This is a genomic window from Tessaracoccus oleiagri, assembly GCF_900103275.1.
Taxonomy (GTDB): domain Bacteria; phylum Actinomycetota; class Actinomycetes; order Propionibacteriales; family Propionibacteriaceae; genus Arachnia; species Arachnia oleiagri.
The window spans coordinates 306,928-329,492 of record NZ_FNGP01000003.1 but is presented as its reverse complement, the minus strand read 5'-3'; the positions used below and the strand labels follow the sequence as shown (position 1 = coordinate 329,492).

General features: G+C 68.9%; 24 protein-coding genes and 1 pseudogene. 10 read left to right on the top strand and 15 right to left on the bottom strand.

Annotated elements, in window-relative coordinates:
- Positions 1-6: 6 nt before the first annotated feature.
- The 3 genes from BLR46_RS09535 to BLR46_RS09525 form a co-directional block, all read right to left on the bottom strand.
- Positions 7-1,224: a sensor histidine kinase gene (locus BLR46_RS09535; RefSeq protein ID WP_093251416.1), complete on the bottom strand. Its 1,218-nt coding sequence runs from the start codon at positions 1,222-1,224 to the stop codon at positions 7-9.
- Positions 1,221-1,973, bottom strand: coding sequence for a lysophospholipid acyltransferase family protein (locus BLR46_RS09530; protein ID WP_245701631.1), 753 nt, complete (start codon positions 1,971-1,973; stop codon positions 1,221-1,223). Before BLR46_RS09530 ends, BLR46_RS09535 begins: the two co-directional genes overlap by 4 nt.
- Positions 1,974-2,056: 83 nt before the next feature.
- Positions 2,057-3,175 carry a C40 family peptidase gene (locus BLR46_RS09525; protein WP_093251414.1) on the bottom strand — a complete coding sequence of 373 codons (1,119 nt, stop codon included), beginning with the start codon at positions 3,173-3,175 and terminating at the stop codon, positions 2,057-2,059.
- Positions 3,176-3,310: 135 nt separating this feature from the next.
- On the opposite strand from BLR46_RS09525, the gene BLR46_RS09520 reads away from it, so the two are divergent.
- A complete protein-coding gene (locus tag BLR46_RS09520) occupies positions 3,311-5,029 on the top strand; it encodes a DEDD exonuclease domain-containing protein (protein WP_093251413.1) in 1,719 nt (572 codons plus the stop codon).
- Between the two features lie 11 nt (positions 5,030-5,040).
- Here BLR46_RS09520 and BLR46_RS09515 read toward each other — a convergent pair whose 3' ends face one another.
- Positions 5,041-5,550 carry a peptidylprolyl isomerase gene (locus BLR46_RS09515; protein ID WP_093251412.1) on the bottom strand — a complete coding sequence of 170 codons (510 nt, stop codon included), beginning with the start codon at positions 5,548-5,550 and terminating at the stop codon, positions 5,041-5,043.
- 891 nt (positions 5,551-6,441) lie between these two features.
- Between BLR46_RS09515 and BLR46_RS15600 the strand changes: the two are divergent.
- Positions 6,442-6,609 (top strand): annotated as a pseudogene (locus tag BLR46_RS15600) (sunset domain-containing protein); the annotation flags it as partial.
- Positions 6,610-6,727: 118 nt separating this feature from the next.
- The gene (locus BLR46_RS09505) at positions 6,728-7,369 is read left to right on the top strand and encodes a prepilin peptidase (protein ID WP_143008264.1); all 642 of its coding nucleotides are present in this window, start codon (positions 6,728-6,730) and stop codon (positions 7,367-7,369) included.
- Here BLR46_RS09505 and trpD read toward each other — a convergent pair.
- From trpD to BLR46_RS09490, 3 genes are read right to left on the bottom strand one after another with little or no spacing between them, the layout of a single operon-like run.
- Complete coding sequence (gene trpD / locus BLR46_RS09500) at positions 7,356-8,387, bottom strand: anthranilate phosphoribosyltransferase (protein ID WP_093251410.1); 1,032 nt, start codon at positions 8,385-8,387, stop codon at positions 7,356-7,358. The two genes, BLR46_RS09505 and trpD, sit on opposite strands and share 14 nt — an antisense overlap.
- Positions 8,387-8,788, bottom strand: a complete 402-nt coding sequence (locus BLR46_RS09495; RefSeq protein ID WP_093251409.1) for a response regulator transcription factor — start codon at positions 8,786-8,788, stop codon at positions 8,387-8,389. Before BLR46_RS09495 ends, trpD begins: the two co-directional genes overlap by 1 nt.
- Positions 8,785-9,771 carry a cytochrome c oxidase assembly protein gene (locus tag BLR46_RS09490; protein WP_093251408.1) on the bottom strand — a complete coding sequence of 329 codons (987 nt, stop codon included), beginning with the start codon at positions 9,769-9,771 and terminating at the stop codon, positions 8,785-8,787. Before BLR46_RS09490 ends, BLR46_RS09495 begins: the two co-directional genes overlap by 4 nt.
- 140 nt (positions 9,772-9,911) lie before the next feature.
- Here BLR46_RS09490 and ctaE point away from each other — a divergent pair, with 140 nt between their 5' ends.
- The 5 genes from ctaE to BLR46_RS09465 all read left to right on the top strand — a co-directional run bounded on the left by ctaE (position 9,912) and on the right by BLR46_RS09465 (position 15,729).
- Positions 9,912-10,577: a cytochrome c oxidase subunit 3 gene (gene ctaE, locus BLR46_RS09485; RefSeq protein WP_483887617.1), complete on the top strand. Its 666-nt coding sequence runs from the start codon at positions 9,912-9,914 to the stop codon at positions 10,575-10,577.
- 18 nt (positions 10,578-10,595) lie between these two features.
- On the top strand, positions 10,596-11,396 hold the full coding sequence (qcrC, locus tag BLR46_RS09480; protein ID WP_245701630.1) for a cytochrome bc1 complex diheme cytochrome c subunit: 801 nt from the start codon (positions 10,596-10,598) through the stop codon (positions 11,394-11,396).
- Positions 11,393-12,484, top strand: coding sequence for a cytochrome bc1 complex Rieske iron-sulfur subunit (gene qcrA / locus BLR46_RS09475; RefSeq protein WP_093251398.1), 1,092 nt, complete (start codon positions 11,393-11,395; stop codon positions 12,482-12,484). Before qcrC ends, qcrA begins: the two co-directional genes overlap by 4 nt.
- Positions 12,484-14,205 (top strand): cytochrome bc1 complex cytochrome b subunit, encoded by a 1,722-nt coding sequence (gene qcrB / locus BLR46_RS09470; RefSeq protein WP_093251397.1) that lies wholly within the window; start codon positions 12,484-12,486, stop codon positions 14,203-14,205. Before qcrA ends, qcrB begins: the two co-directional genes overlap by 1 nt.
- Positions 14,206-14,274: 69 nt before the next feature.
- Entirely contained in the window at positions 14,275-15,729 is a 1,455-nt protein-coding gene (locus tag BLR46_RS09465) for a GuaB1 family IMP dehydrogenase-related protein (protein ID WP_093251396.1), read from the top strand.
- Between the two features lie 74 nt (positions 15,730-15,803).
- On the opposite strand, the gene BLR46_RS09460 is transcribed toward BLR46_RS09465, so the two are convergent.
- The 7 genes from BLR46_RS09460 to BLR46_RS09430 all read right to left on the bottom strand — a co-directional run bounded on the left by BLR46_RS09460 (position 15,804) and on the right by BLR46_RS09430 (position 21,315).
- Positions 15,804-16,202 carry a cytochrome c oxidase subunit 4 gene (locus BLR46_RS09460; RefSeq protein WP_093251395.1) on the bottom strand — a complete coding sequence of 133 codons (399 nt, stop codon included), beginning with the start codon at positions 16,200-16,202 and terminating at the stop codon, positions 15,804-15,806.
- On the bottom strand, positions 16,199-17,938 hold the full coding sequence (gene ctaD, locus BLR46_RS09455; RefSeq protein ID WP_093251394.1) for an aa3-type cytochrome oxidase subunit I: 1,740 nt from the start codon (positions 17,936-17,938) through the stop codon (positions 16,199-16,201). Before ctaD ends, BLR46_RS09460 begins: the two co-directional genes overlap by 4 nt.
- Entirely contained in the window at positions 17,938-18,792 is an 855-nt protein-coding gene (gene ctaC, locus BLR46_RS09450) for an aa3-type cytochrome oxidase subunit II (RefSeq protein WP_483887616.1), read from the bottom strand. Before ctaC ends, ctaD begins: the two co-directional genes overlap by 1 nt.
- A 137-nt stretch (positions 18,793-18,929) precedes the next feature.
- The gene (locus BLR46_RS09445; RefSeq protein WP_093251393.1) at positions 18,930-19,280 is read right to left on the bottom strand and encodes a HesB/IscA family protein; all 351 of its coding nucleotides are present in this window, start codon (positions 19,278-19,280) and stop codon (positions 18,930-18,932) included.
- 78 nt (positions 19,281-19,358) lie between these two features.
- Positions 19,359-20,198 carry a glycerate kinase gene (locus tag BLR46_RS09440; RefSeq protein ID WP_093251392.1) on the bottom strand — a complete coding sequence of 280 codons (840 nt, stop codon included), beginning with the start codon at positions 20,196-20,198 and terminating at the stop codon, positions 19,359-19,361.
- Positions 20,195-20,515 carry a PspA-associated protein PspAA gene (gene pspAA, locus BLR46_RS09435; RefSeq protein WP_176761729.1) on the bottom strand — a complete coding sequence of 107 codons (321 nt, stop codon included), beginning with the start codon at positions 20,513-20,515 and terminating at the stop codon, positions 20,195-20,197. The genes BLR46_RS09440 and pspAA overlap by 4 nt, the downstream gene beginning before the upstream one ends.
- Positions 20,512-21,315 carry a PspA/IM30 family protein gene (locus BLR46_RS09430; protein ID WP_093251389.1) on the bottom strand — a complete coding sequence of 268 codons (804 nt, stop codon included), beginning with the start codon at positions 21,313-21,315 and terminating at the stop codon, positions 20,512-20,514. Before BLR46_RS09430 ends, pspAA begins: the two co-directional genes overlap by 4 nt.
- Before the next feature lie 131 nt (positions 21,316-21,446).
- On the opposite strand from BLR46_RS09430, the gene BLR46_RS09425 reads away from it, so the two are divergent.
- Complete coding sequence (locus BLR46_RS09425) at positions 21,447-22,073, top strand: DUF3043 domain-containing protein (protein WP_093251387.1); 627 nt, start codon at positions 21,447-21,449, stop codon at positions 22,071-22,073.
- On the top strand, positions 22,073-22,279 hold the full coding sequence (locus BLR46_RS09420; RefSeq protein WP_093251384.1) for a hypothetical protein: 207 nt from the start codon (positions 22,073-22,075) through the stop codon (positions 22,277-22,279). Before BLR46_RS09425 ends, BLR46_RS09420 begins: the two co-directional genes overlap by 1 nt.
- Here BLR46_RS09420 and BLR46_RS14870 read toward each other — a convergent pair.
- Positions 22,178-22,549: a hypothetical protein gene (locus tag BLR46_RS14870; RefSeq protein ID WP_143008263.1), complete on the bottom strand. Its 372-nt coding sequence runs from the start codon at positions 22,547-22,549 to the stop codon at positions 22,178-22,180. The genes BLR46_RS09420 and BLR46_RS14870 overlap by 102 nt on opposite strands.
- Positions 22,550-22,565 lie beyond the last annotated feature (16 nt).

The following is a 22,565-nucleotide window of genomic DNA, read 5'->3' as shown; positions in this document are numbered from 1 at the left end:
TTGCCTCTACTCCACGTCGGTCGGAATGCGTAGCTCCCACTCCGTGCCGGCGCCGGGCGCGGACTTGAGGATTGCGGAGCCGCCGATGGCCGAGATCCTACCGATGATCGAGTCCCGGATGCCGAATCGTCCCTGCTCGGCGGCGCGTCGCGCCTGGTCGGCCGCCATGCCGGCACCGTTGTCGCGCACCCAGAGGATCACCTCGTCGTCGACCTCCTGGTCGAGCAGCACCCACACCTCCGTGTCGGGCCCCGCGTGCTTCTCGACGTTGAGCAGGATCTCCTGCAGCGTGCCCTCGATCTCCTCGACGATGGAGCGCGGCACGAGCACCTCCCCGGCCATGGTGGACACCGTCACCTTCGCGGTCGAGTACATGGCCAGCGTGGAGGCCAGGTCGACGCTCTCGTCGACGTCCACCCCGGTGACGTCCCGGTCCTGCAGGTGGATGCGCAGCTGGGACTCGCACTCCCGCGCGAGCGAGGCGAGCCTACTCCCGCGGGGACCGAGCGTCGGGCCCTCCCGCTCCACGAGCGCGAGGACCTGGAGGGCACCGTCGTGCACGATGCGGGACAGGCGCTCGCGCTCGGCGAGGGCCGCCATCTTGCTGCGCTCCGCGTCGCGCTCGGTGATGGTCGCACGGATCTGGGTGATCAGGATGCCGACGCAGAACGCGACGAGGAGGACCGTGAACGTGATGCCGGCGCGCTGCACGTTCGCGTGCGCCGGCACGACGAACAGCGCGCTGGACACGATCGCCGCGCTGGCGACCCCTCCCCAGGTGGACCAGAAGATCGCCGCGTAGAGCGGTGCGCCGACGAGCCAGTAACCGGCGAGCGAGAGCTCCGCGCCGCCCGGCTCCACCGCGAGGGCGGTCACGGCGACCAGCGAGAACGTCACGAGCGCATCGGCGACGAATGCGCCCGGCCGGCGCCGCGACGGGCGCATCATCACCAGCGAGATGACGACCGTCCAGACGAGCACGCCCGCCGCCACGCCCCAGACGACGCCCGGGTTCGTGGCCCTCGGCAGCACCAGGAAGAGGTCGACGAAGACCGCATGGAACCCGAGCGACAGGCGGGCGAACATCGCCACCTGGTAGACGCGTCCGAGCACGTCGTGGCGTGACGGCACCCACAGGGCAGGATCGATCAGCCGACCCCACAGCCGCGCTGCGGCGGAGGATCCGTCGGCAGGCTCCGCACGCCGGCGCGCGGGCTGGCTCACCCGGCCTCCGGGGCGACCGCGGGCGGCTCCTTGCCCCCGGGGCCCTCGATCTCGTACTGGGTGAGGTCCGCGCCCTTGAGGTCGCCGTGCTTGACGCGGGAACCGTAGACGTCGACGTAGGCCTGGCCCGTGAGGCGCTGGATGGCGGCCATGACCTCGTCGGTGACGTAGCGCTGCACCTTCATCTCGTTGCTGCCCGCGTACTCCCCGAAGTAGAGGGGCTCCCCCACCACGACGAGCGGCCTGCGGACCCACGGGATGCCGAATAGCCCGCGTACCGTCTGCGCGCCGACCACCCCCACGGGCAGCACGGGCACGTCGTGCCGCAGCGCCATGCGCGCCATCCCGGTGTGGCCCTTGTACAGCCTGCCGTCCGGGGAGCGGGTGCCCTCGGGGTAGATCGCGACGAGCTTGCCCTCGGCCAGCACCTTGGAGATCTTCTGGAGCGACTCGGCTGCAGCCCTGCCGCCTCCGCGCTCCATGGGCACCATGCCCACCGAACGCAGGAACCATGCGACGATGCGGCCGCCCGCGCTCGTGCCCTTGAACAGTTCGGCCTTGGCCGGGAACGTCACCTCGCGCGGCAGCATCGCCGGGATGATGATCGAGTCCATGGTGGCGATGTGGTTGCTCGCCAGGATCGCGCCCCCGCCCGCTGGCACGTTCTCCATGCCGATGACGCGGGCCCGGAAGCCCCACTTCACCAGCGGCCGGAAGATCAACTGCTTGAAGAGCTGGTAGGTAAGCAACGCGCTCCTTCGTCGTGGGTCGGAGGTCAGTCTAGGACCGTCCTCCGACGGTGGACAAAGGAGCGCGCGAATCCGTCGGGACGTCAGAGGACGCGGCGGACGCCCTTGATCGGCATCGAGTGGAGGCCGGCGACGTTGACGTCGGTGCGCGGGTTGGCCGCGTGCACGATCTTGCCGTTTCCGATGTAGATGCCGACGTGGCTCGGGCCGGAGTAGTAGAACACGAGGTCGCCGGGCTGGATGTCGCTAAGAGAGACGGCGCGCCCCGCGCCGGAGTACTGGGCCCGGGACGTGCGGGGCAGGCTGATGCCCACCTGGCGGTACGCGTAGGAGGTGAGCCCGGAGCAGTCGAAGGTGTTCGGCCCCGCGGTGCCCATCACGTACTGCTTGCCCACCTGCGCGAGGGCGGCGTTGATGACCCGTTGGGCGCGGCTGCCGTCGGGGGCGGCGACAGGCGTCGGCTCCGCTGCCGCTGCTGATGCTGCTGCCGGGGCAGCGGTCTCGGAGGCACGCTCCTCGCTGCGGGAGTTGCTGGGCCGGCGTGCGGCCAGCCGCGCCTCGGCGGCCTCCGCCTCGCGGCGGGCAGCCTCGGCGGCGCGCCGCTCCTCCTCTTCCTGGAGTCGGCGCAGACGCTCCTGCTCCTCGGCCTTCAGCTGGTCGTAGACGCGCTGGGCTTCGGCCTCCTTGGCCTTGTACTCCTCGGCGCGCTGCTCCAGCGTGGCGAGGTTGGCCTCCATCTCGCCCTTGGCCTGCTCTGCCTGGGCGCGCAGGACGTCCAGTCGTGCCTGGTCATTCTGCAACTGCTGCAGGCTGGCGTTGGAGCGCTCCGTCTCCGACTGGATGGTGGCGAGCGAGCTCAGGAAGGTGTCGTCAGTGGCGGTGGTGAGGAGCTCCATCGTGAGGTCGAACGTGCCCTGCTGCATCTGCATGACGGCCAGCCCGCCGATCTCGTCGGAGAGCTTGGCGACACGTTCTTCCTGGGTGCGCAGGTCCTGCTGCGCACGCTCGAGGTCGGCCCTGGCCTGCTCGGCCTTGGCACCCGCGTCGATGGCCTCCTGCTCGATGGCGGACACCTGCTCGTGGAGGGAGTCGAGTTGGCTCTTGGCCTCCGACACCGCGTCGGGGTCCGAGAAGGCGAGGTTGTCGACGGCCAGCAGGGATCCGACGACGATCCCCGTCAGTACGAGGCGGGCGAGCTTCACGTGGTGCTCCTGGTTGACGACTGGAAATCTGAGAGAATCCTAAGCCCTCCTCAGGGTATTCCCAAACGGGTATCGCAGAATCGCCGACCGCGGGTCGGTCGATCCCTGTCAGAGGCCGTGACTACTCTGCGGGGCATGTCGGAATCCGTCCTCGATCTCCAGCCGTCCTTCGACGACCTGGGCACCTTCCTGCCCGAGGTCACCTTCGTGGTCGTCGACCTCGAGACCACCGGCGGCGGCCCCGACTCCTCGATCACGGAGATCGGGGCGGTGAAGGTCCGGGCCGGTGAGGTCATCGGCGAGTTCCAGACGCTCGTGCGCCCCGACCAGCCCATCCCGGCGATGATACAGGTCCTCACCGGCATCTCGCAGCAGATGGTCGCCACGGCGCCCTCCTTGGACGACGTGCTGCCCCGGTTCGCGGACTTCGCCGCCGGGGCCACGCTCGTCGCGCACAACGCCCGCTTCGACGTCGGCTTCCTGAAGCGCGGCTACGCGGAGGTGGGGCTGACCTGGCCGCGCCCCTCCGTCGTGGACACCGTCGCCCTGGCCCGTTGCGCGCTGCTCCGCGACGAGGTCCGCAACTGCAAGCTGGCCACCCTGGCCGCGCACTTCGGCGCCACCACCGTGCCCAACCACCGGGCGCTCTCCGACGCCCGCGCCACCGTCGACGTCCTCCACGGGCTCCTCGAACGGGTCGGCAACTTGGGCGTCCACACGCTCGAGGATCTGCTCGAGTTCACGCTGCAGGTCTCCCCCGACCGCCGCGCGAAGCGCACCTGGGCCCAGGACCTGCCCGAGCGTCCGGGCGTCTACTACTTCGTGCGGGAGGACGAGGGGCGCCCGGAGGAGGTGCTCTACGTCGGGAAGTCCAACAACCTGCGCCGACGCGTCCGCTCGTACTTCTCGGCCGGTGAGAAGCGCGCCCGCATCCACGAGATGGTCCGGGTCGCCACCGCGGTAAGGCACGTCGAGTGCGCCACGGACCTCGAGGCCGAGGTGCGCGAGCTGCGCATGATCCTGAGCCTCGGCCCCCGGTACAACCGCCGCTCGAAGAAGCAGGAGCAACTGAAGTGGCTGCGGCTCACCGACGAGGCCTTCCCCCGCCTCTCCGTCGTGGCGCAGGTGCGCAGCGACGCACCGCACTTCGGGCCGTTCACCAGCCGGCGCGCGGCCGAGGAGGTGTCGTTCGCGCTGTTCGACGCCTTCAAGCTGCGACGCTGCAACACCCGGTTGTCGGCGCACACCGCGAGCGCCAGTTGCGCGCTGGGCGAGATGGGACGCTGCGTCGCCCCCTGCCTGTTGGGCGACGGCGCCAAGGCCTACGACGGGATCGTGGAGGCCGTCCGCGCCGCCTGGACCGGCGACGTCGACCCCGTGCTCGACGCCGTGACGGCCCGCATGCGCAAGCTTGTCGAGGGGCAGCGCTACGAGGAAGCCGGGGAGATCTCGCGACGGCTGGAGGCCTACGTGCGCGCGTCGGTGCGGCTGCATCGGCTCAAGTCGTTGGCGGCTTGCCCGCAGATCGTGGCGGGCCTGCCGGTGGCGGGCGGCTGGGACATCCACGTCATCCGCTACGGGAAGCTGGCCGCCGCGGCCCATGCGCCGTCGAGGACCGCGAGGGAGACCGCGGAGGCTGCCGCCGTTGCCGGCGAGACGGTGCTGCCGCCCGGTACGGGGCTGCCCGCCTGCACCGTGGAGGAGGCGGAGCGCGTGGCGGCCTGGCTTGAGCTGCCGGGCATCCGCCTGATCGAGATCGAGGGAGAGTGGGCGTGGCCGCTCAGGGCGGGGCTGACGCCCAGCCAGCTGGCCACGCAGCTGCTCGGGCCGTCCGAGCTGCCGCTGGCCAGCTGACCGCGGGTGCGTCAGGAGATGGTGACGGACTCGATGACGACCGGCTCGACGGGCCGGTCCATCGGCCCGGTCTTGGTGGAGGCGATCTCGTCGACCACCTTGCGGGAGGCCTCGTCGGTCACTTCGCCGAAGATGGTGTGGCGGCGGTTCAGGTGCGGCGTCGGGGCCACCGTGATGAAGAACTGCGAGCCGTTGGTCCCGGGTCCCGCGTTGGCCATGGCCAGCAGGTAGGGGCGGTCGAACTGCAGCTCGGGGTGGAACTCGTCGGCGAACTGGTAGCCGGGGCCGCCGCGGCCGTCACCGCGGGGGCACCCGCCCTGGATCATGAAGCCGTCGATCACACGGTGGAACGTCAGGCCGTCGTAGAAGTTGCCCGTCCGGCGCTCGCCGGTCTGCGCGTCCTGGTACTCCTTCTGACCGCTGGCGAGACCCGTGAAGTTCGCGACCGTGTTCGGCGCGTGGTCGTCGAACAACTCGATGGCGATGTCGCCGCGGTTGGTGTGCAAAGTGGCGGTGCTCACTGGCTTCCTTTCGATTGGCTGGCGTCCAGTCTTGCAGATCCCCAGCTTTCTGCCCCGCAACCCTTCATGCAACCCGATCGGCGGGTAGCGTAGAGGCTGCTCGACCACGAGCCACAACAATCATGGGAGGTACTTGTGCGAAAGTCACAAGAGCTACGGAAGGCCGCCGCGGATCAGGCATCCGCCGCCGCCGAGTACGGGCAGAAGGCACTCAAGGAATCGATGATCAAGGCGCAGGTGCTGCTCGACGAGGGACTCGTCAGGGCGCAGGATGCGCTGGCGAAGGCGCAGGCGCAGGCCGCGCCCGCGATCCACGACGCGCGCGTCCGCTCCGCGGACTACGCCGCCCGCAAGCTGGACGAGATCGAACCGCAGCTCCGCGGCGCACTCGACAGGGTCCAGCCGGCCGTCGAGACCGCCCGCTACAAGGTCGCCGACGACTACCTGCCGCGACTCTCCCGCGCGCTGCACGCCGCCGCCGAGCACCCCGAGCGCCTGGCCGAGGCGATCAAGCCGGTCAAGAAGACGAACCCCTTCAAGACCTTCGTCAAGGTGATCGCCCTCGGAGCCATCGTCGCGGGCGCCGTCGCGGCGGTGCGCCACTTCCTGGCGCCGAAGGACGACGGCTGGACCGCGCACGAGCCGTCCCGCGCGTACGTCAACAACAACGACACCTTCGCCACCGCCGCCAAGGTCGCCGCCGACTCGGACGCGATGTCCGAGGCCGCCGAGAACGAGGCGGTCGCCCGGGAGGCCACCGAGGAGGTGGCCGAGTCGATGCCTGAGCAGGACCGCATCCAGGAGCAGACGGAGGAGGCCGTCGCCGCCGAGCCGGCCGCCGAGTCGGCCTCCGAGTCGGCGACCGGCACCGAGGCCCGGTACGGAGAGGGCTCCTACGTGGGCGAGACCCCGCCCGAGGGCTTCACCATCAAGGGCAACGAGCGCTCGATGAAGTACCACGTCCCGGGCTCGGGTGGGTACGAGCGCACCATCGCCGAGGTGTGGTTCGAGTCCGAGGAGGCCGCCGAGAGGGCGGGCTTCACGCGCGCACAGCGCTGACACGACCGATCGAGGGCGGGGCGTCGCTGCGGCGGCGCCCCGTCTCGCGTCCCCGGCTTCTCCACAACCCCGTGGCGCCCGGCGCGCGGGCGAAGCCCGAGGCGTTATCGTGCTGGCCATGTGGCTGTGGGTGGTGTGGATCTCGACGGTGGCCGTCGCCGTCGCCGTGCAACGGTTCGTGGCCCCGCGGCTGACCGCCTTCGTCGAGGAGGGCGACGAGCGACCGGACTTCTCCCGCCTCGGCACCGCGCGGCACGCGACCGTGGCCGGCGCCCTAGCCGCCGCCGCCGGCAGCGTCTACCTCGCCACGCCGCCGGAGGCCTGGCCGGCCTGGTTCGGCTACGTCGCGCTCGGGGCCCCATTGGTCTACGTCGACGCGCACACCACCTACCTGCCCAACCGCCTGATGTACCCGATGTGGGTGCTCGTCGGGGCGGGAGTGTCGCTGCGCGCCGTGGCGGACCCGTGGGCCGGCCTAGCGTCGTTCGTCGGGGCAGTGGCCGCCTACGGCGTCTTCTGGCTGGTGTGGCGGTTCAGCAGCTCGTTCGGGTTCGGCGACGTGCGGCTCGCCGCGGTGATCGGGGCGGTCGCCGGGCCGGGGGGCGCCGTCGGCTGGGTGTGGGCGTTCCTCGTCGGGACGGCGCTGGGCGCCGTCGCCGCGATCGCCTTCACCGTGCGCGGCCGGCGCCTCCTGCCGTACGGGCCGTGGCTGTGGCTGGGCCCGCTCGTCGCGGTGTGGTGGCCGGTCAGCGGTTCGTGAGCTCGATCCAGAGGTCCAGGTTCTCGCGGCTGCGCCCGCTGTCGATCGCCTCTGCGGCCTGGTCCAGGTAGCGACCGACCTGCGGCTCGACCTCCTCCTCGAGCTCGGGGCCGTGGAAGGCGAGCAGCGCCGCTGCGGCGTTCAGCAGCACGATGTCGCGCACCGGTCCCCGCTTGCCCTCGACGAGTTCACGCGCCACCTGCGCGTTGTGCGCGGGCGGTCCCCCCACGAGGTCGGCGGGCGCGGCCGGCGCGAGGCCGAGCTTCTGCGGGTCCAGCGCGGTCCGGTGGACCTTGCCGTCGGCCACCACCCAGACGTCGGATGGAGATGTGGTGGTCAGCTCGTCGAGGCCGTCGAACCCGCGGAACACCAACCCCCGTCCGCCGCGCGACGCGATGACCCGCGCCATGACCGGCGCCATCTCGTCGTCGGCGACGCCCAGCGCCATGGCCAGGGGTTGCGCGGGGTTGGCGAGCGGGCCGAGGAAGTTGAACGTGGTCTGGATCGCGAGCTGGCGGCGCACGGCGCTGACGTTCTTCATCGCCGAGTGGTACAGCTGCGCGAACAGGAACGCGATGTTGGTGCGCTCGAGGATCCCGGCCTGCTTCTCGGGCGCCACCTCGATGTTCACGCCGAGGGCCTCCAGCGTGTCCGCGGTGCCCGACTGGGAGGACGCGGCCCGCGAGCCGTGCTTGACCACGCGGGCGCCGGCGGAGGAGGCGACGATGGCCGCCATGGTGGAGATGTTGACCGTGTTGGCGCGGTCACCGCCGGTGCCGACGATGTCGACCGCCTCGCGGGTGAGTTCGATGGGCAGCGAGTTGTTCAGCATCGCCTGGGCGAGACCGCGGATCTCGTCCTCCGTCTCGCCCTTCGCGCGGAGCGCGGTCAGCAGCGCCGCGATCTGCACGTCGGAGGCGCGGCCGTTGAGGATCTCGTCGAGCGCCCACATGGCGCCGTCGGTCTCGAGCCCCTCGCTGCGGACCAGGCCGGTCAGGATTTCGGGCCAGGTGTACATCAGGCGGCCAGACGCGCACGCAGCAGGTTGGCGGCCTGCTCGGGCATCTGGAACGGGTCCAACGGGTAAGGCGCGATGGCCTCCGCCTTCGACCAGGTGGCGAGCCACGCGTCGACGCCGCGCTTGATGAGCAGCATGACCGGCGGGCAGTTCGCGTACTCGTCCTTCAGTTGGTAGGCCAGCCCGAAGCCGCCGGAGGGCTGCGCCTCACCGTCGAGGATGACGAGTGAGTAGTCGGTGCCGGAGTCGAGCGCACGCAGGACCGCCGAGTGGGTGGCCACCTCGAAGACCTCGATCTCGGGGAGGTCGCCGGCGACCTTCCTGCCGAGAGTGAGCCTGACCTGTTCCCGGACCAGCCGGTTGTCCGAGTAGACCAGCACCTTCAAGGGGTCGTTCGTCATGTTGCATCCTTATTGGAATTCTCGTGCGTCTCGGCAGAGTCTAGCCCTTCCGCAGCGGCCGCCGCCGCACGGGCCCGCGCCTCCTCGCGATCCATCATGCGGTCGTGACGACGCTCCTCACGCTTGGACTCCTGGATCCACCGGACGAAGATGATCGTCATGGCGGCCGCCATGGTGAGGTCGCCCGTCGCCCACATCAGCCCGCCCGCCCAGGCCTGGTCGTCGAGCGGGCTCAGCCCCCAGTCACGCTCGAAGGCGACGTACCACTCCTCGGCGATCAGCCGGCGCGAGCCCATGATCATGACGCCGAGGAATGCGTGGAACGGCATGGTGAGGATGAACATGAGGATGCGCAGCGGGTACGGCACCTTGTACGGCTGCGGGTCGGTGCCCAGCAGCGGCGTGAAGAAGAGGTAGCCGATGGTCACCATGTAGATGTGGAGCAGGTCGTGGTGGAAGTCGTTGGTGAGCGTCAGCTCGTACCAACCGGTGAGGTAGAGGAGGAACGGGCTCGCGATCATGATGCCGAGGGTGAGCGGCGGGAACAGGAGCACCTTCGCCACCCAGCTGTGCAGGACGGCCAGGAGCCACTTGCGGGGCCGGACCGGGAGCACCCGGATCGCGAGCGTCATGGGCGCGCCGGAGACCAGGAATACCGGGGCGATCATGTTGAGCACCATGTGCTGGATCATGTGCGTCCAGAACAGCACCGTGTCGTACACACCAAGGAAGCTGAAGGTGGCGACCGCGATCAGGCCCAGCCCCAGGACGACGAACGAGAACGTGCGCCACAGCGGCCAGCGATCGCCTCGCTTGTGCAGGATCCGGACTCCGTAGAGGTACAGGCATGCGATGATGGTGAGCGACAGGACCACCCACCAGGGGAAGGTCCACGCGGTGAGGTACTGCCATCCGACCAGCGGTTCGATGGCGTCGTCCGGGTTCGCGTGCAGCGGGATAAGCGCCGAGAAGGCGACAGGCATAGCGGGCATTGTCCCACGAGCCTATCGCCCGTTCCGAGGCGGGGTCACTTTAAAACGGTCGCCGGCGTGACGTACGGCCCTTTTGCGGCAATAATGGCCCCGTGGTCACGAATGAAGATACGCAACGGCGCATAGGGCAGATGCCTTCAGGTGCCCTGCACGAGGTTCCCGGTTCACGTCTCAACGCCCCCAAGGGCCGCCCCGACATGGTCGCCGTGGGCGTCTGGGTGTGGCTCGCGAGCGAGTTGATGTTCTTCGCGACGCTGTTCGCGGCGTACTTCATGCTCCGCAACACCACCAACGAGATCGCCGCCGAGGCGGGCACGCCGGCGCTGTGGGCGACGGAGTCCGCACACCTGGACGTGACGTTCGGCGCGATCAACACCGCGATCCTCGTGTTCAGCTCCTTCACCTGTCAGTTCGCCGCCAACGCCGCCTCCGCCGGCCGCGTGAACGGCTCCTGGTTCAACCCGCTGAAGATGGGACTGCGCCAGGGCTTCATCATCACGGCGATCCTCGGCTCGATTTTCATCTCCGGCCAGATCTGGGAGTACTTCACGCTGTTCTCCGAGGGGTTCAACATCGGCACGAACCAGTACTGGTCGGCCTTCTTCCTCGCCACCGGGTTCCATGGCCTGCACGTCCTGGGCGGAATCATCGCCTTCTGGTTCGTGCTGGCGCGCTCGTACATGACCCGCACGCACACGCACGAACAGACGGTCTCCGCCCACGTCGTCAGCTACTACTGGCACTTCGTGGACGTGATCTGGATCCTCCTGTTCAGCGTCATCTACTTCCTCCGTTAACCCGCTAGGAGCACTCACTTGAACACCGAATCCAAGCGCAGGCGCAAGTCCCTCGCGCGCCCCTGGTTGCTGGTCCTGGCGCTCCTGGTCGTGGGTGTGGCGTACTCCGCCGTGATCCCCCAGACGAGCTCGGCGGACACCGAGATGACGCAGCAGATCGCCGAGGGCAAGGCGCTCTTCGACGTGTCGTGCTCCTCTTGCCACGGGCTCAACGGCGAGGGCCAGACCACGGGTCCCTCGCTGATCGGCGTCGGAGCCGCCTCCGTCGACTTCCAGATGGGCACCGGCCGCATGCCGGCCGCCCGCGCGGAGGCGCAGATCCCCGTGCGTGAGGTCCAGTACAGCCAGGAGCAGATCGACGCGGTGGCCGCCTACGTCGCCACCTTCGGTCCAGGCCCCGCCGTCCCAGAGGCCAGCCAGTACGAGCCCGAGGGCCTCTCCGAGGAGGAGATCGCCCGCGGCGGCGCCCTCTTCCGCGCCAACTGCTCCGCCTGCCACGGCATCGTGGGCGGCGGCGGTGCGATGCCCGAGGGCAAGCAGGCCCCGAGCCTCGCCGACACCGAGAACGTCCACATCTACGAGGCCATCCGCACCGGGCCGCAGCAGATGCCCATGTTCAGCAAGGACGTCCTCGAGGACGAGGACGTCCGCCAGATCATCGGCTACCTCAACGAGGCCAGCGAGCAGCCCCAGTACGGCGGTCTCGGGATGGGCAACAACGGCCCGGTCTCCGAGGGCCTGTGGATCTTCCTCCTCGGCATCGGCGGCCTCTCCCTCGTCGCCTTCTGGATCGCGAAGAATGGAGCGCGCGCACGATGAGCAGCAAGCACCTCCCCGTCAAGGACCCCGAGTTCGGGCTGTCCCTGCCCGACCCGGGCCTGCCGGAGCACGTGGAGCGCTACACCGACGTCGACAAGGGCGCGGGCAACCGCGCGTACTACTCGGTGCTGGCGATGTTCGGCGCCGTGCCGATCCTCGCGATCGCGTTCATCGTGATCTACTTCGCGGTGCCGCGTGACGCGATCCTCGACATCGGCTTCGCCGGCGCCACCTTCGTCCGGGCGAGCGCCCACAACGTGCTCCTCGGCCTCACCGGCGGCCTGGCGGTCCTCCTCATCGGTCTCGGCGCCGTGCAGTGGGCCAAGACGATCATGAACGACCACGAGATGGTCGAGGAGCGGCACAGCGCCGCGTCCGACGCGGAGACCCGGGCGATCGCCGTCGCGAAGTACGAGGCGGGCGTCGCCGACTCCGGCGTTCGCCGTCGCCCCCTGATCCTGGGGGCCCTCGGTGGCGCCATCGGCTTCGCCGTCCTCCCGGCGGTCGTCACGCTGGCCGACATGGGCCCGTGGCCCACGAAGGAGCTGCGCGAGCGCACGCTCGAGCGCACGCTCTTCGCGGCCGCCCCGGAGGAGGAGGTGCTGCTGGTCAACGACGTCACCTTCGAGCCCATCCGGGCCTCAGACCTGGAGATCGGCCAGCTCGTCAACGCACAGCCCTCCAACCTGCAGGACCTGCACGGCGTGGAGTACCAGCAGGCGAAGTCCAAGTCGGCGATCATCATCGTCCGGATGGATCCGAACGACATCAAGATCCCCGAGTCGCGCAGCGACTGGCACGTCTCCGGGATTCTCGCCTACTCCAAGATCTGCACGCACGTGGGCTGCCCCATCTCGCTCTGGGAGCGCCAGACGCACCACCTGCTCTGCCCCTGCCACCAGTCGACCTTCGACCTCGGCAACTCGGGCGTCGTGGTCTTCGGCCCCGCGGCGCGCTCCCTGCCGCAGCTGCCGATCACCGTCAACGACGAGGGCTACCTCGTCGCGCAGAGCGACTTCACGGTCCCCGTCGGACCGAGCTACTGGGAGCGCGACTCCCGCAACGACTACGAGGATGGTGACGCGTGATGGCCAAGCCCACCACCGTCGCGGACGAGGGTCGTGACGTCCTCAACGGGCGTCCCGCCGTCCACGACAAGAAGCACCCGTTGGCCGGGTCGGCCGCAGCGGTCGACGAGCGTCTCGGCGTCGGCAAGATCACGAAGTTCGGGCTCCGCAAGGTCTTCCCCGACCACTGGAGCTTCCTGCTCGGCGAGATCGCCCTCTACACGTTCATCGTGTGTCTCCTCACGGGCATCTTCCTGACGATCTGGTTCAAGCCCTCCATGGCGGAGGTGGAGTACGACGGCTCGTACCAGCTCATGAAGGGGCTGATGGTCTCCGAGGCGTTCGCCTCCACGCTGGACATCTCGTTCGACGTGCGCGGCGGCCTCCTGCTGCGCCAGATCCACCACTGGTCCGCGCTGCTGTTCGTCGCCTCCGTGACGGTGCACATGCTCCGCGTGTTCTTCACCGGCGCCTTCCGCAAGCCGCGCGAGGCCAACTGGCTCATCGGCGTCGGCCTGCTGACGTTCGCCCTCCTGGCGGGCTTCTCCGGCTACTCCCTCCCCGACGACCTCCTCTCCGGCACCGGTCTGCGGTTCGCCGACGGACTGATCCGTTCGATCCCGATCGTCGGCACCTGGGTGGAGTTCTTCGTCTTCGGCGGCGAGTACCCCGGCGGGCTGATCATCTCGCGGCTCTACATGGTGCACATCCTGCTGATCCCCGGCCTGCTGCTGGCGCTCATCTCGGCGCACCTCGCGCTCGTGGTGTACCACAAGCACACCCAGTACCCCGGCCCGGGCCGCACGGAGAACAACGTCGTCGGTTACCCGCTGTTCCCCGTCTACATGGCCAAGGCCGGCGGCTTCTTCTTCATCGTGTTCGGCACCATGGTGCTGTTCGGCGGCCTGTTCCAGATCAACCCGGTGTGGCTCTACGGCCCGTACGACCCGGCCAAGGTCACGGCCGGCTCCCAGCCGGACTGGTACATGGGCTGGCTCGAGGGGGCCGTGCGCATCTGGCCCAACTGGGAGTGGCACATCGGCTCCACGACCTGGAGCTGGGCGATCTTCCTCCCCGGCGTCGGTCTGATGGGCATCCTCTTCACCGCGCTCGGCCTCTGGCCGTTCATCGAGGCGTGGATCACGGGCGACAAGCGCGAGCACCACATCCTGGACCGTCCGCGCAACGCCCCGACGCGCACCGCACTCGGCGTGGCGGGCATGACGTGGTACGGCTTCTTCTGGATCGGTGGCGCCAACGACATCATCGCCACGCGGTTCCAGCTGAGCCTCAACGACATCACGGTGTTCCTGCGCATCGCCGTGATCCTGGGCCCGATCATCGCCTTCTTCGTCACTCGGAGGATCTGTCTCTCGCTCCAGCGGGCGGACCGCGAACGTGCGCTGCACGGTTCCGAGACCGGCGAGATCGTCCGGACCCCCGAGGGCAACTACTACGAGGACCACGTCCCCGTGCCCGCCGGCGAGCTGCATGCACTCACGCAGCACATCCAGTACCCCGTGCTGGTGGCCGACGACGGCACCGGGCCCACCGGAGTCGCCGGCACGCCGAAGGTCTCCAGGTTCCGTGAGCGGCTCTCCCGCTGGTACCTCGGCCGCGACATCCGGAAGCCCACGCGCGAGGAGCTCGAGGACGCGCACCACCACGAGGCGCAGCACGCCATCGGCACCGGGTCCCCCGAGGAGGACGTCAAGGTGCCGGAGCACAGCGGCCGCCACTGAGACGGTACGGACGGGCCCCACTCCCCGCGGGAGTGGGGCCCGTCCGCCGTTCGCTGTCATACTTGATGGGTGCGATTCCTCACCGACCCGACATACGACCTGACCTACTCGGACGTCTTCATGGTGCCCAGCCGGTCTGACGTCACCTCCCGCCTCGACGTGGACCTCACCTCCACGGACGGGCTCGCCACGCCGACGCCACTCGTCGCCGCCAACATGACCGCGGTCTCCGGCCGCCGGATGGCCGAGACGATGGCCCGCCGCGGCGGGCTGGCGATCTTCCCCCAGGACATCCCCAGCGACGTCGTCGGGAAGTCGATCGCGAAGGTGAAGCGCTCCCACCCGCTCTTCGACACCGCCGTCACCGTCGACCCCACCACGACGCTGGGCGAGACGCTGAGCCTCATCCCCAAGCGGGCGCACGGGGTCGCCGTGGTCGTCGACGGGGACCGGCCGATGGGCCTCGTGTCGCCGGAACAGGCCGACGGCGTCGACCGCTTCTCGCAGGCCCGCGACGTGATGACCACCGACCTGCTCACCGTCGACGCGGACAGTGACCCGGAGTCGGTCTTCAACGCGCTCTCCGCGGCCCACCAGGAGCTCGCCGTGGCCGTGGACGCAGAGGGCCTCCTCGTCGGCGTGACGACCGCCAAGGGAGCGCTCCGCTCCACGATCTACTCCCCCGCCCTCGACGCCGAGGGCCGCCTGCGGGCCGGCGTCGCCGTCGGCATCAACGGGGACGTCCGCAGCAAGGTGCGGGCAGCCCTCGACAACCGCGCCGACGTCCTCGTCATGGACACGGCGCACGGCTTCCAGGAGAAGATGATCTCGGCGCTCGGCATCGCCCGCGAGGTACGCGACGAGTACGCCCGCGAGACCGGCCGCCAGGTCCTCATCGTGGCCGGCAACGTCGTCACCGCCGAAGGCGTGACGGACCTCGTCGCCGCCGGCGCGGACATCGTCAAGGTGGGCGTCGGGCCCGGCGCGATGTGCACCACCCGCATGCAGACCGGCGTGGGCCGGCCCCAGTTCTCCGCCGTGCTCGAGTGCGCGGCGGCCGCGAAGGAACACGGGAAGGCGATCTGGGCGGACGGCGGTGTGCGCCACCCCCGCGACGTCGCGCTCGCCCTCGCCGCGGGCGCCGGTTCGGTGATGATCGGGTCCTGGTTCGCCGGCACCTACGAGTCCACCGGCAACCTGATGAACGACAACGACGGACGCATCTACAAGGAGTCCTTCGGCATGGCCTCCGCGCGCGCCGTGCGCAACCGCACGCGGGACCAGTCCCCCTTCAGCCGCGCCCGCGCGGCCCTCTTCGAGGAGGGGATCTCGAGCTCCCGCATGTACCTGGACCCGCAGCGTCCCGGCGTCGAGGACCTCCTCGACTGGATCACCTCGGGCGTGCGCTCCTCCTGCACCTACGCCGGGGCCCGCAACCTGTCGGAGTTCGCCGACCGGGCAGTCGTCGGGATCCAGTCCGGCTCCGGCTACGAGGAGGGCCGCCCCGTCGCGCAGAGCTGGTGACCAGCGGTGGACGAGAACGCGAAAGAAGGGCGCCCCGCGGGGCGCCCTTCTTCCATGTCAGTGCGGTCGAGCCGTCAGTGCTGGTAGTCGCCGCGGTAGAACTCGAGGACCCAGCCCGCACAGGCCCAGAAGCCCAGGCCGAAGCCGATGAGCGAGATCCAGCCCTGCTCGAGCGCAGGGCCGAGGAAGATGACCATCACGACCAGCGCGGACCAGAACGGCCAGATACTCTTCGGGGGGAAGAACCCGTACGCGCCGGCACCCTCGTGGATCTCCCCGTCCTTGCGGTCCTCCGGACGCGGGTCGAAGTTGCGGGACTCATAGGTCAGGAACGCCGCGATCATGAGACCGAGCAGGAACGTGAACCCCAGCGCGACCGTGCCGATGATCTCGTTCGACATGAACCAGTAGACCGGCGTCACGACACCGAAGAAGATGACGATGAACCAGAACACCCAGGCTTCGGTCTTCACTTCTTGAGCTCCTCTTCGATCTCGTGGACGGGCTCGGACACGGCCGCGTCGAGGTACTCGCCCGGGTCGTCGTAGTGCATCTCGTCAGCCAGTTCGGGGTGCTGCGCGTCGAACGCGGGGCTCGCGGAGCGGATGCGCGGCAGCGTGGTGAAGTTGTGCCGCGGCGGCGGGCTCGAGGTGGCCCACTCGAGCGAGCGGCCCCAGCCCCAGGGGTCGTTGACCTCGACCTTGGGTGCGTTGCGGGTGATCCAGACGTTCCAGAGGAACGGCAGCATCGAGAGCCCGAGCAGGAACGCGCCGAAGGTGGAGATCTGGTTCATCACCGTGAAGCCCTCCCACGCGCCGTAGTCGGCGATTCGGCGCTGCATGCCCGCCACGCCCAGCCAGTGCTGGATGAGGAAGGTCAGGTGGAAACCGATGAACAACGTCCAGAAGTGGACCTTGCCGAGCCGCTCGTTGAGCATCCGGCCGGTGAACTTCGGCCACCAGTAGTAGAAGCCTGCGAAGGTGGCGAACACGACGGTGCCGAACACGACGTAGTGGAAGTGCGCCACGACGAAGTAGGTGTCGGAGACCTGGAAGTCCAGCGACGGCGACGCGAGGATGATGCCGGTGAGGCCGCCGAACAGGAACGTCACCAGGAAGCCGATCGCGAAGATCATCGCCGAGGTCATGGTGATCGACCCCCGCCACATCGTGCCGATCCAGTTGAAGTACTTCACGCCCGTCGGGATGGCGATCATGAACGTCATGAACGAGAAGAACGGCAGGTTCACCGCACCGGTGACGAACATGTGGTGCGCCCAGACGGACACCGACAGGGCGCCGATCGCGAGGGTCGCGAACACGAGGCCGTAGTAGCCGAAGACCGGCTTGCGGCTGAACACGGCCAGCACCTCGGTGATGATGCCGAAGAACGGCAGCGCGATGATGTACACCTCGGGGTGGCCGAAGAACCAGAACAGGTGCTGCCACAGGAGCGCGCCGCCGGATGCCGGGTCGAAGATGTGGGACCCGAGCACGCGGTCCGAGCCGAGCACGAGGAGCGCGGCGCCGAGCACCGGGAACACCATGATCACCATCATCGAGGTGACGAGGATGTTCCAGGTGAAGATCGGCATGCGAAACATCGTCATGCCCGGGGCGCGCATGCAGATGATCGTCGTGATGAAGTTCACGGCGCCGAGGATCGACGACAGGCCCAGCAGGTAGAGGCCGAACACCCAGAGGTTGCCGCCGAAGCCGGGCGAGTGGATCGCCGTGGACAGCGGGGCGTAGGCGAACCAGCCGAAGCTGGCCGCGCCGCCGGGGCTGAGGAAGCCCGCGCAGGCCATCAGCGAGCCCAGCAGGTAGAGCCAGTAGGCGAAGGCGTTCAGGCGCGGGAAGGCGACGTCCGGCGCGCCGATCTGCAGCGGGATCAGCGCGTTGCCGAAGCCCGCGAACATGGGCGTCGCGAACATCAGCAGCATGATCGTGCCGTGCATGGTGAAGAACTGGTTGAACGTCTCGTAGTTCAGGAACTGCATGCCCGGGTTCGCGAGCTCGGCCCGGATCACCAGGGCGAGCACGCCGCCGAACATGAAGAACGCCATGGCCGTGACGAAGTACATGTTGCCCAGCACCTTGTGGTCGGTGGTGGTGACGTACTTCATGAACATGGTGCCGAGCTTGTGGTCGGACCCGGTGGTCTCGGCGGGCGCGACCTGCGCGCGCATCGCGATGCCGTCGCTGGTCATCACTCCTCCTCCTGGTTGGCCGCCGAAGGCACGATGTGCTTCAGCGTCTGGGGCATCTCGACGAGGCCCTCGTTGCCGTTGTCGGCGAGCGTGCGGATGTACTCGGCGTACTCCTCCTGGCTCACGATGTGCACCTTGAAGATCATGGCCGCGTGCATCTCGCCGCAGAGCTCCGCGCACTTGCCGTCGTAGACCCCGATGCGGTTGGGGGTCACGTCGAACGAGTTCGGGTGGCCGGGGATGGCATCCATCTTGAAGTAGAACGACGGGATCCAGAACGAGTGGATGACGTCGGCCGCGTCGAGGTTGAACCGCACCGTCTGGTCGACGGGCAGGTACAGGTCAGGGATCTTCTCCAGGGTGCCCACGGTGTGCGCGTCGACGCCGATCTCCGGGTCATCGGCCCCGTGGTAGTTGAACGTCCAGGACCACTTCTGCCCGATCACGTCGATGACGACGTCGGGCTCGGACTCCTGGCTCAGCACCTGGTCCGACGCCTTGATGGTGTAGAGGAAGAGGACGCCGATGATCAGGAACGGCACGAGCGTGTAGAGCAGTTCGAGCGGCAGGTGGTACTTGGTCTGGCGCGGGACCTCCGCGTCGCCGTCCTTGCGGCGGTAGCGGATGATCGACCAGATGATGAGGCCCCACACGAGACCGCCGACGACGAACGCCGCGATCCAGAAGCCCACCCAGAGGTCGCCCATGACCGGGGCCTGCTCCGACGCCGGCTCGGGGAGCCCGAACCTCGCCGCCTGACCAGAACAACCGGACAACCAGATGAGCGACATCACGCCGGCGAACGTCATCGTCGCGCGGCGGCGGCGCCCCGGCTGAGGATTGTTTCTCTCCACTCGTAAGCCTTCCAACTCTGGTGCCAGACGACCCGTGAAATCCGCCTGAACAGCACTGCAGGAGCAACCTTAGTGCATAAAAGCACCCCCGGGTGAAACCGATCAACCCGGGGGTGCTAGCTTAATGAGTTTGTGCGTCAGTGGAAAGAGTCGCCGCAGGCGCAGGAGCCGCCGGCGTTGGGGTTGTCGATGGTGAACCCCTGCTGCTGGATGGTGTCGACGAAGTCGATCGAGGCGCCTCCCAGGTAGGGAGCGCTCATCCGGTCGGTGACGACCTTGACGCCTTCGTACTCGGTCGGGACGTCGCCGTCGAGCTCGCGATCGTCGAAGTAGAGCTGGTACCGCAGACCGGAGCAGCCGCCCGGCTGCACGGCGATGCGGAGCGAAAGATCGTCGCGACCCTCTGCTTCGAGCAGAGCGCGCACCTTCTTGACGGCATCCTCGGTGAGGGTGACGCCCGCGGGTGCATCAATCTGAGTATCAGTCACGCTGACTCCATCATCTAGGGAATTGGTAATGGCCAGTGTACGCGGACGGTGTGCGGCACCCAAAGCGTCGTTCGCCGCTCAGAACCGCCACGTGCCGGCGACCTTCGCGGCGAGGTCCGCGAGGGCGTCACGGGTGACGGGACGCTCGTCGGCCGAGAAGTGGACGGCGTACGCGGACTCGATGCCCGCCATGCGGAGTTCCCGGGAGGAGACGAAGTTCCTCCCGGCCACCACGATCACCGGGCGCAGCGCCCGCTCGGCCACCTCCACGACGCGGCTGACGAGCGCGCCCCCCTTCGCGTGGAAGTCGAGCTCCGTGCAACCTGTGACCACGAGGTCGGCCTCTCTCGCGGTGCGCGGGAAGTCGGTGGCCTCCATGGCGATGTCCAGCCTGTCCGCCAGTCGGGCCCCGCAGGCCAGGAACAGGGCGCCGAGGCCACCGGCCGCCCCGGCGCCCGGCACGTCGGAGAGCCCGAGTTCCCGCAGCCAGGCGACCGCCCGCGCGTCGGCGGCGAGCCCGGCGGCGAGGTCCTCCCCCGCCTCCCTGGAGCTGGTCACGGCGGTACCCGACAGCCCGGTCAGCGGCGCCTGCAACTCCTCGCCGTGGACGACGACGGTGAGTGCACGCCCGCCAATCTCGCGGCGGAGCTCGTCGAGACCCGCGCGCGGAGTGTCGGCGTAGCAGGCGAGGAGGCCGGCGCCGAGGTCGTCGACCCGCAACTGCGTGCAGTCCACGACCGTGGCCCCCTCGCGCAGCGCGGCGGCGAGGCGGGCCTGGGTGTCCGGCGTCGGCGCGTCCGGCGCGAGGACGATGACGGCCACCTCGGCCCCCTCCTCACGGAAGGCCGCGCCGATCGTCTCGGCCGCGGTACGGGCGTCGAGGCCCCCGATCGCGTCGGAGGCGACGACGACCCTCAACTCTCCGCCGGCTCTTCCGAGCCCTGGCCGTCGGGCAGCAACCCGAAGTACTCGGACGTCGAGTCGAGCAGCATCTTGACCTCTTCGAGCGTGGAGTCCGGATCCGGCATCACGAGGTCGGACTCGGCGAGCACGTCGTCGGGCACCGGGGTGCCGAGCTCGCGGATGCCGTCGAAGAGGCGGCTCAGGGCGTCGCGCATCTTCTCCTCGTCCCCGGCCTGTACGGCGTTCTCCAGTTCGACGTCCACCGCGTCGAGGGCCTCGAGGTGCTCGGGCTCCAGCACCCACTGCCCCTCACCAAGCACGCGAACGATCATCGTCCCGACTCCTCCTGCGATCCGTACTGCGGCTGTGCGCCGGACTGCTGCGTCGCTGCGCCCTGCTGCGGCGCGTTCAGCTGGCCACGGGAGGCCGGGCCACCCGTGAGCTGTGCCTTCATCGCAGCCAGTTCGCTCTCCACCGATGCGTCCGCCGCCAGGGCGTCGAGCTCGCGGGTCACGTCGTTCAGGGCACCGCTCGAGTCCTCGAGCGCGCCGGAGGCGATCAGCTCGTCGACGGCAGATGCCCGCGCCTGCAGTTCGAGGGTCTTGTCCTCCGCCCGCTGGATCGCGAGGCCGACGTCGCTCATCTCCTCCGAGATGCCGGTGAAGGCCTCGTTGATCCGCGTCTGGGCCTCGGCGGCCGAGTAGGTGGCCTTGATCGTCTCCTTGCGGGTGCGGAAGGCGTCGACCTTGGCCTGCAGCCTCGAGCTGGCCCGGACCAGCTTCTCCTCCTCGCCCTGGAGCTGGGCGTGCTGGGCCTGCAGGTCGACGAGCTGCTGCTGGAGGCCGGACTTCCGGGTCAGGGCCTCGCGGGCGAGGTCCTCACGATTGGATTCGAGTGCTCGCTGCGCCGCGCTCTGCAGCCGCTCGACCTCCTGGTTGAGCTTGCTGGCCTGCAGCTCCACCCGCTTCCGGCTCGTGGCGACGTCCGCCACGCCGCGGCGGACGTTCTGCAGGAGCTCAAGCTGCTTCTGGTACGAGTAGTCGAGCGTTTCGCGGGGGTCCTCCGCCTTGTCCAGCGCCTTGTTGGCCTTGGAGCGGAACACCATCGCGATGCGTTCAAAGATGCCTGCCACGAACTAGTCCTTCCAACTGATGTGTTCGCCTACAACCGTACATGGCAGCCGGTGGTGATAACGAGCAGATGGCAAACAGGTAGAATGCTCGGGCACCAAGAATTCATCACCATTTGTGAGGCTGATCCGACGTGGGACTGTTCCGCGCCTATGAGCGCACCGAGAAGACCGACCGGCAGCGCACCTCGACCGTCCGCCGGGTTTCCCGCACGGCGTCTCCCGAGCCCGCCGCTCAGCCGGCCGCCACGGAGAAGATCACCGTGACCCGCGGCGGGGGGAAGGCAGGCCCCACCCCCACCCGCAAGGAGGCGGAGGCAGCGCGCATGCAGCGGCTGCACCCCAGCCTCAGCCCCAAGGAACAGCGCAAGGCCGACCGCGAGGCGCGGTTCAGGTCGCAGCAGGAGGCGTGGGACCGGATCGAGCGCAGCCCCGAGCGCGCGTTGCTGCGCGACTTCGTCGACACCCGCTGGACCATCGCGGAATTCATGATGCCCGCGATGATCCTGATCATGGCGCTGATAGTGGTGACGATGAACAACGTGCAGCTGTCGTTCTACGTCTCCATGTCGCTGTGGGGCATCTTCATCCTCGCGGTGATCAATGTCGCCATCATGTGGCGCAGCTACAAGCGGCTCCTCGACGAGCGCATACCAGGCGCGAACCGCAAGGGCCTGCTCATGTACATGATCAACCGGTCCATGATGATCCGACGGTTCCGCCGCCCGAGCCCCCGCATCAAGCGAGGGGACCCCATCTGATGAGCTACCGCTGGGAGCCCGCCTCGGGCGCGTTCGACCCGAAGTCCCTCGCCGAGTCCGGCCTGCTGCACGAGTTCGACTCGAAGGAGGCCGCCGAGGAGTGGCTAACGCTCTTCTTCGCGGAACTGGTCTCCCACGGGGTGGCGGAGGTCACCCTCATGGAGGAGGACCGCACCGTCTACGGCCCCATGTCGCTGCTGGCCTGAGCGCAGCGCCAGCACCACCCCGAACACCGTCGCCGCCACGCCGAGCCCGATGACGAACGGCACCTGCTGACGCACCGTAGCGACGCGCTGCTCATAGCTCTGCACCTGGTCGGTGTTCTCCTGCGTGGCGCTGGAGTAGTGGCACAGGTCGCCCGGGCCCATCGGGACGCCCCGACAGTCCACCCCGGGCGACACGTAGCTCGCCACACCCCACGCCGTGAGTGCGACGGCGGCGACGACGAAGGCCCAGAGCCCGATTCGCTTCAGCATGGGGGCAAAGGTAGCA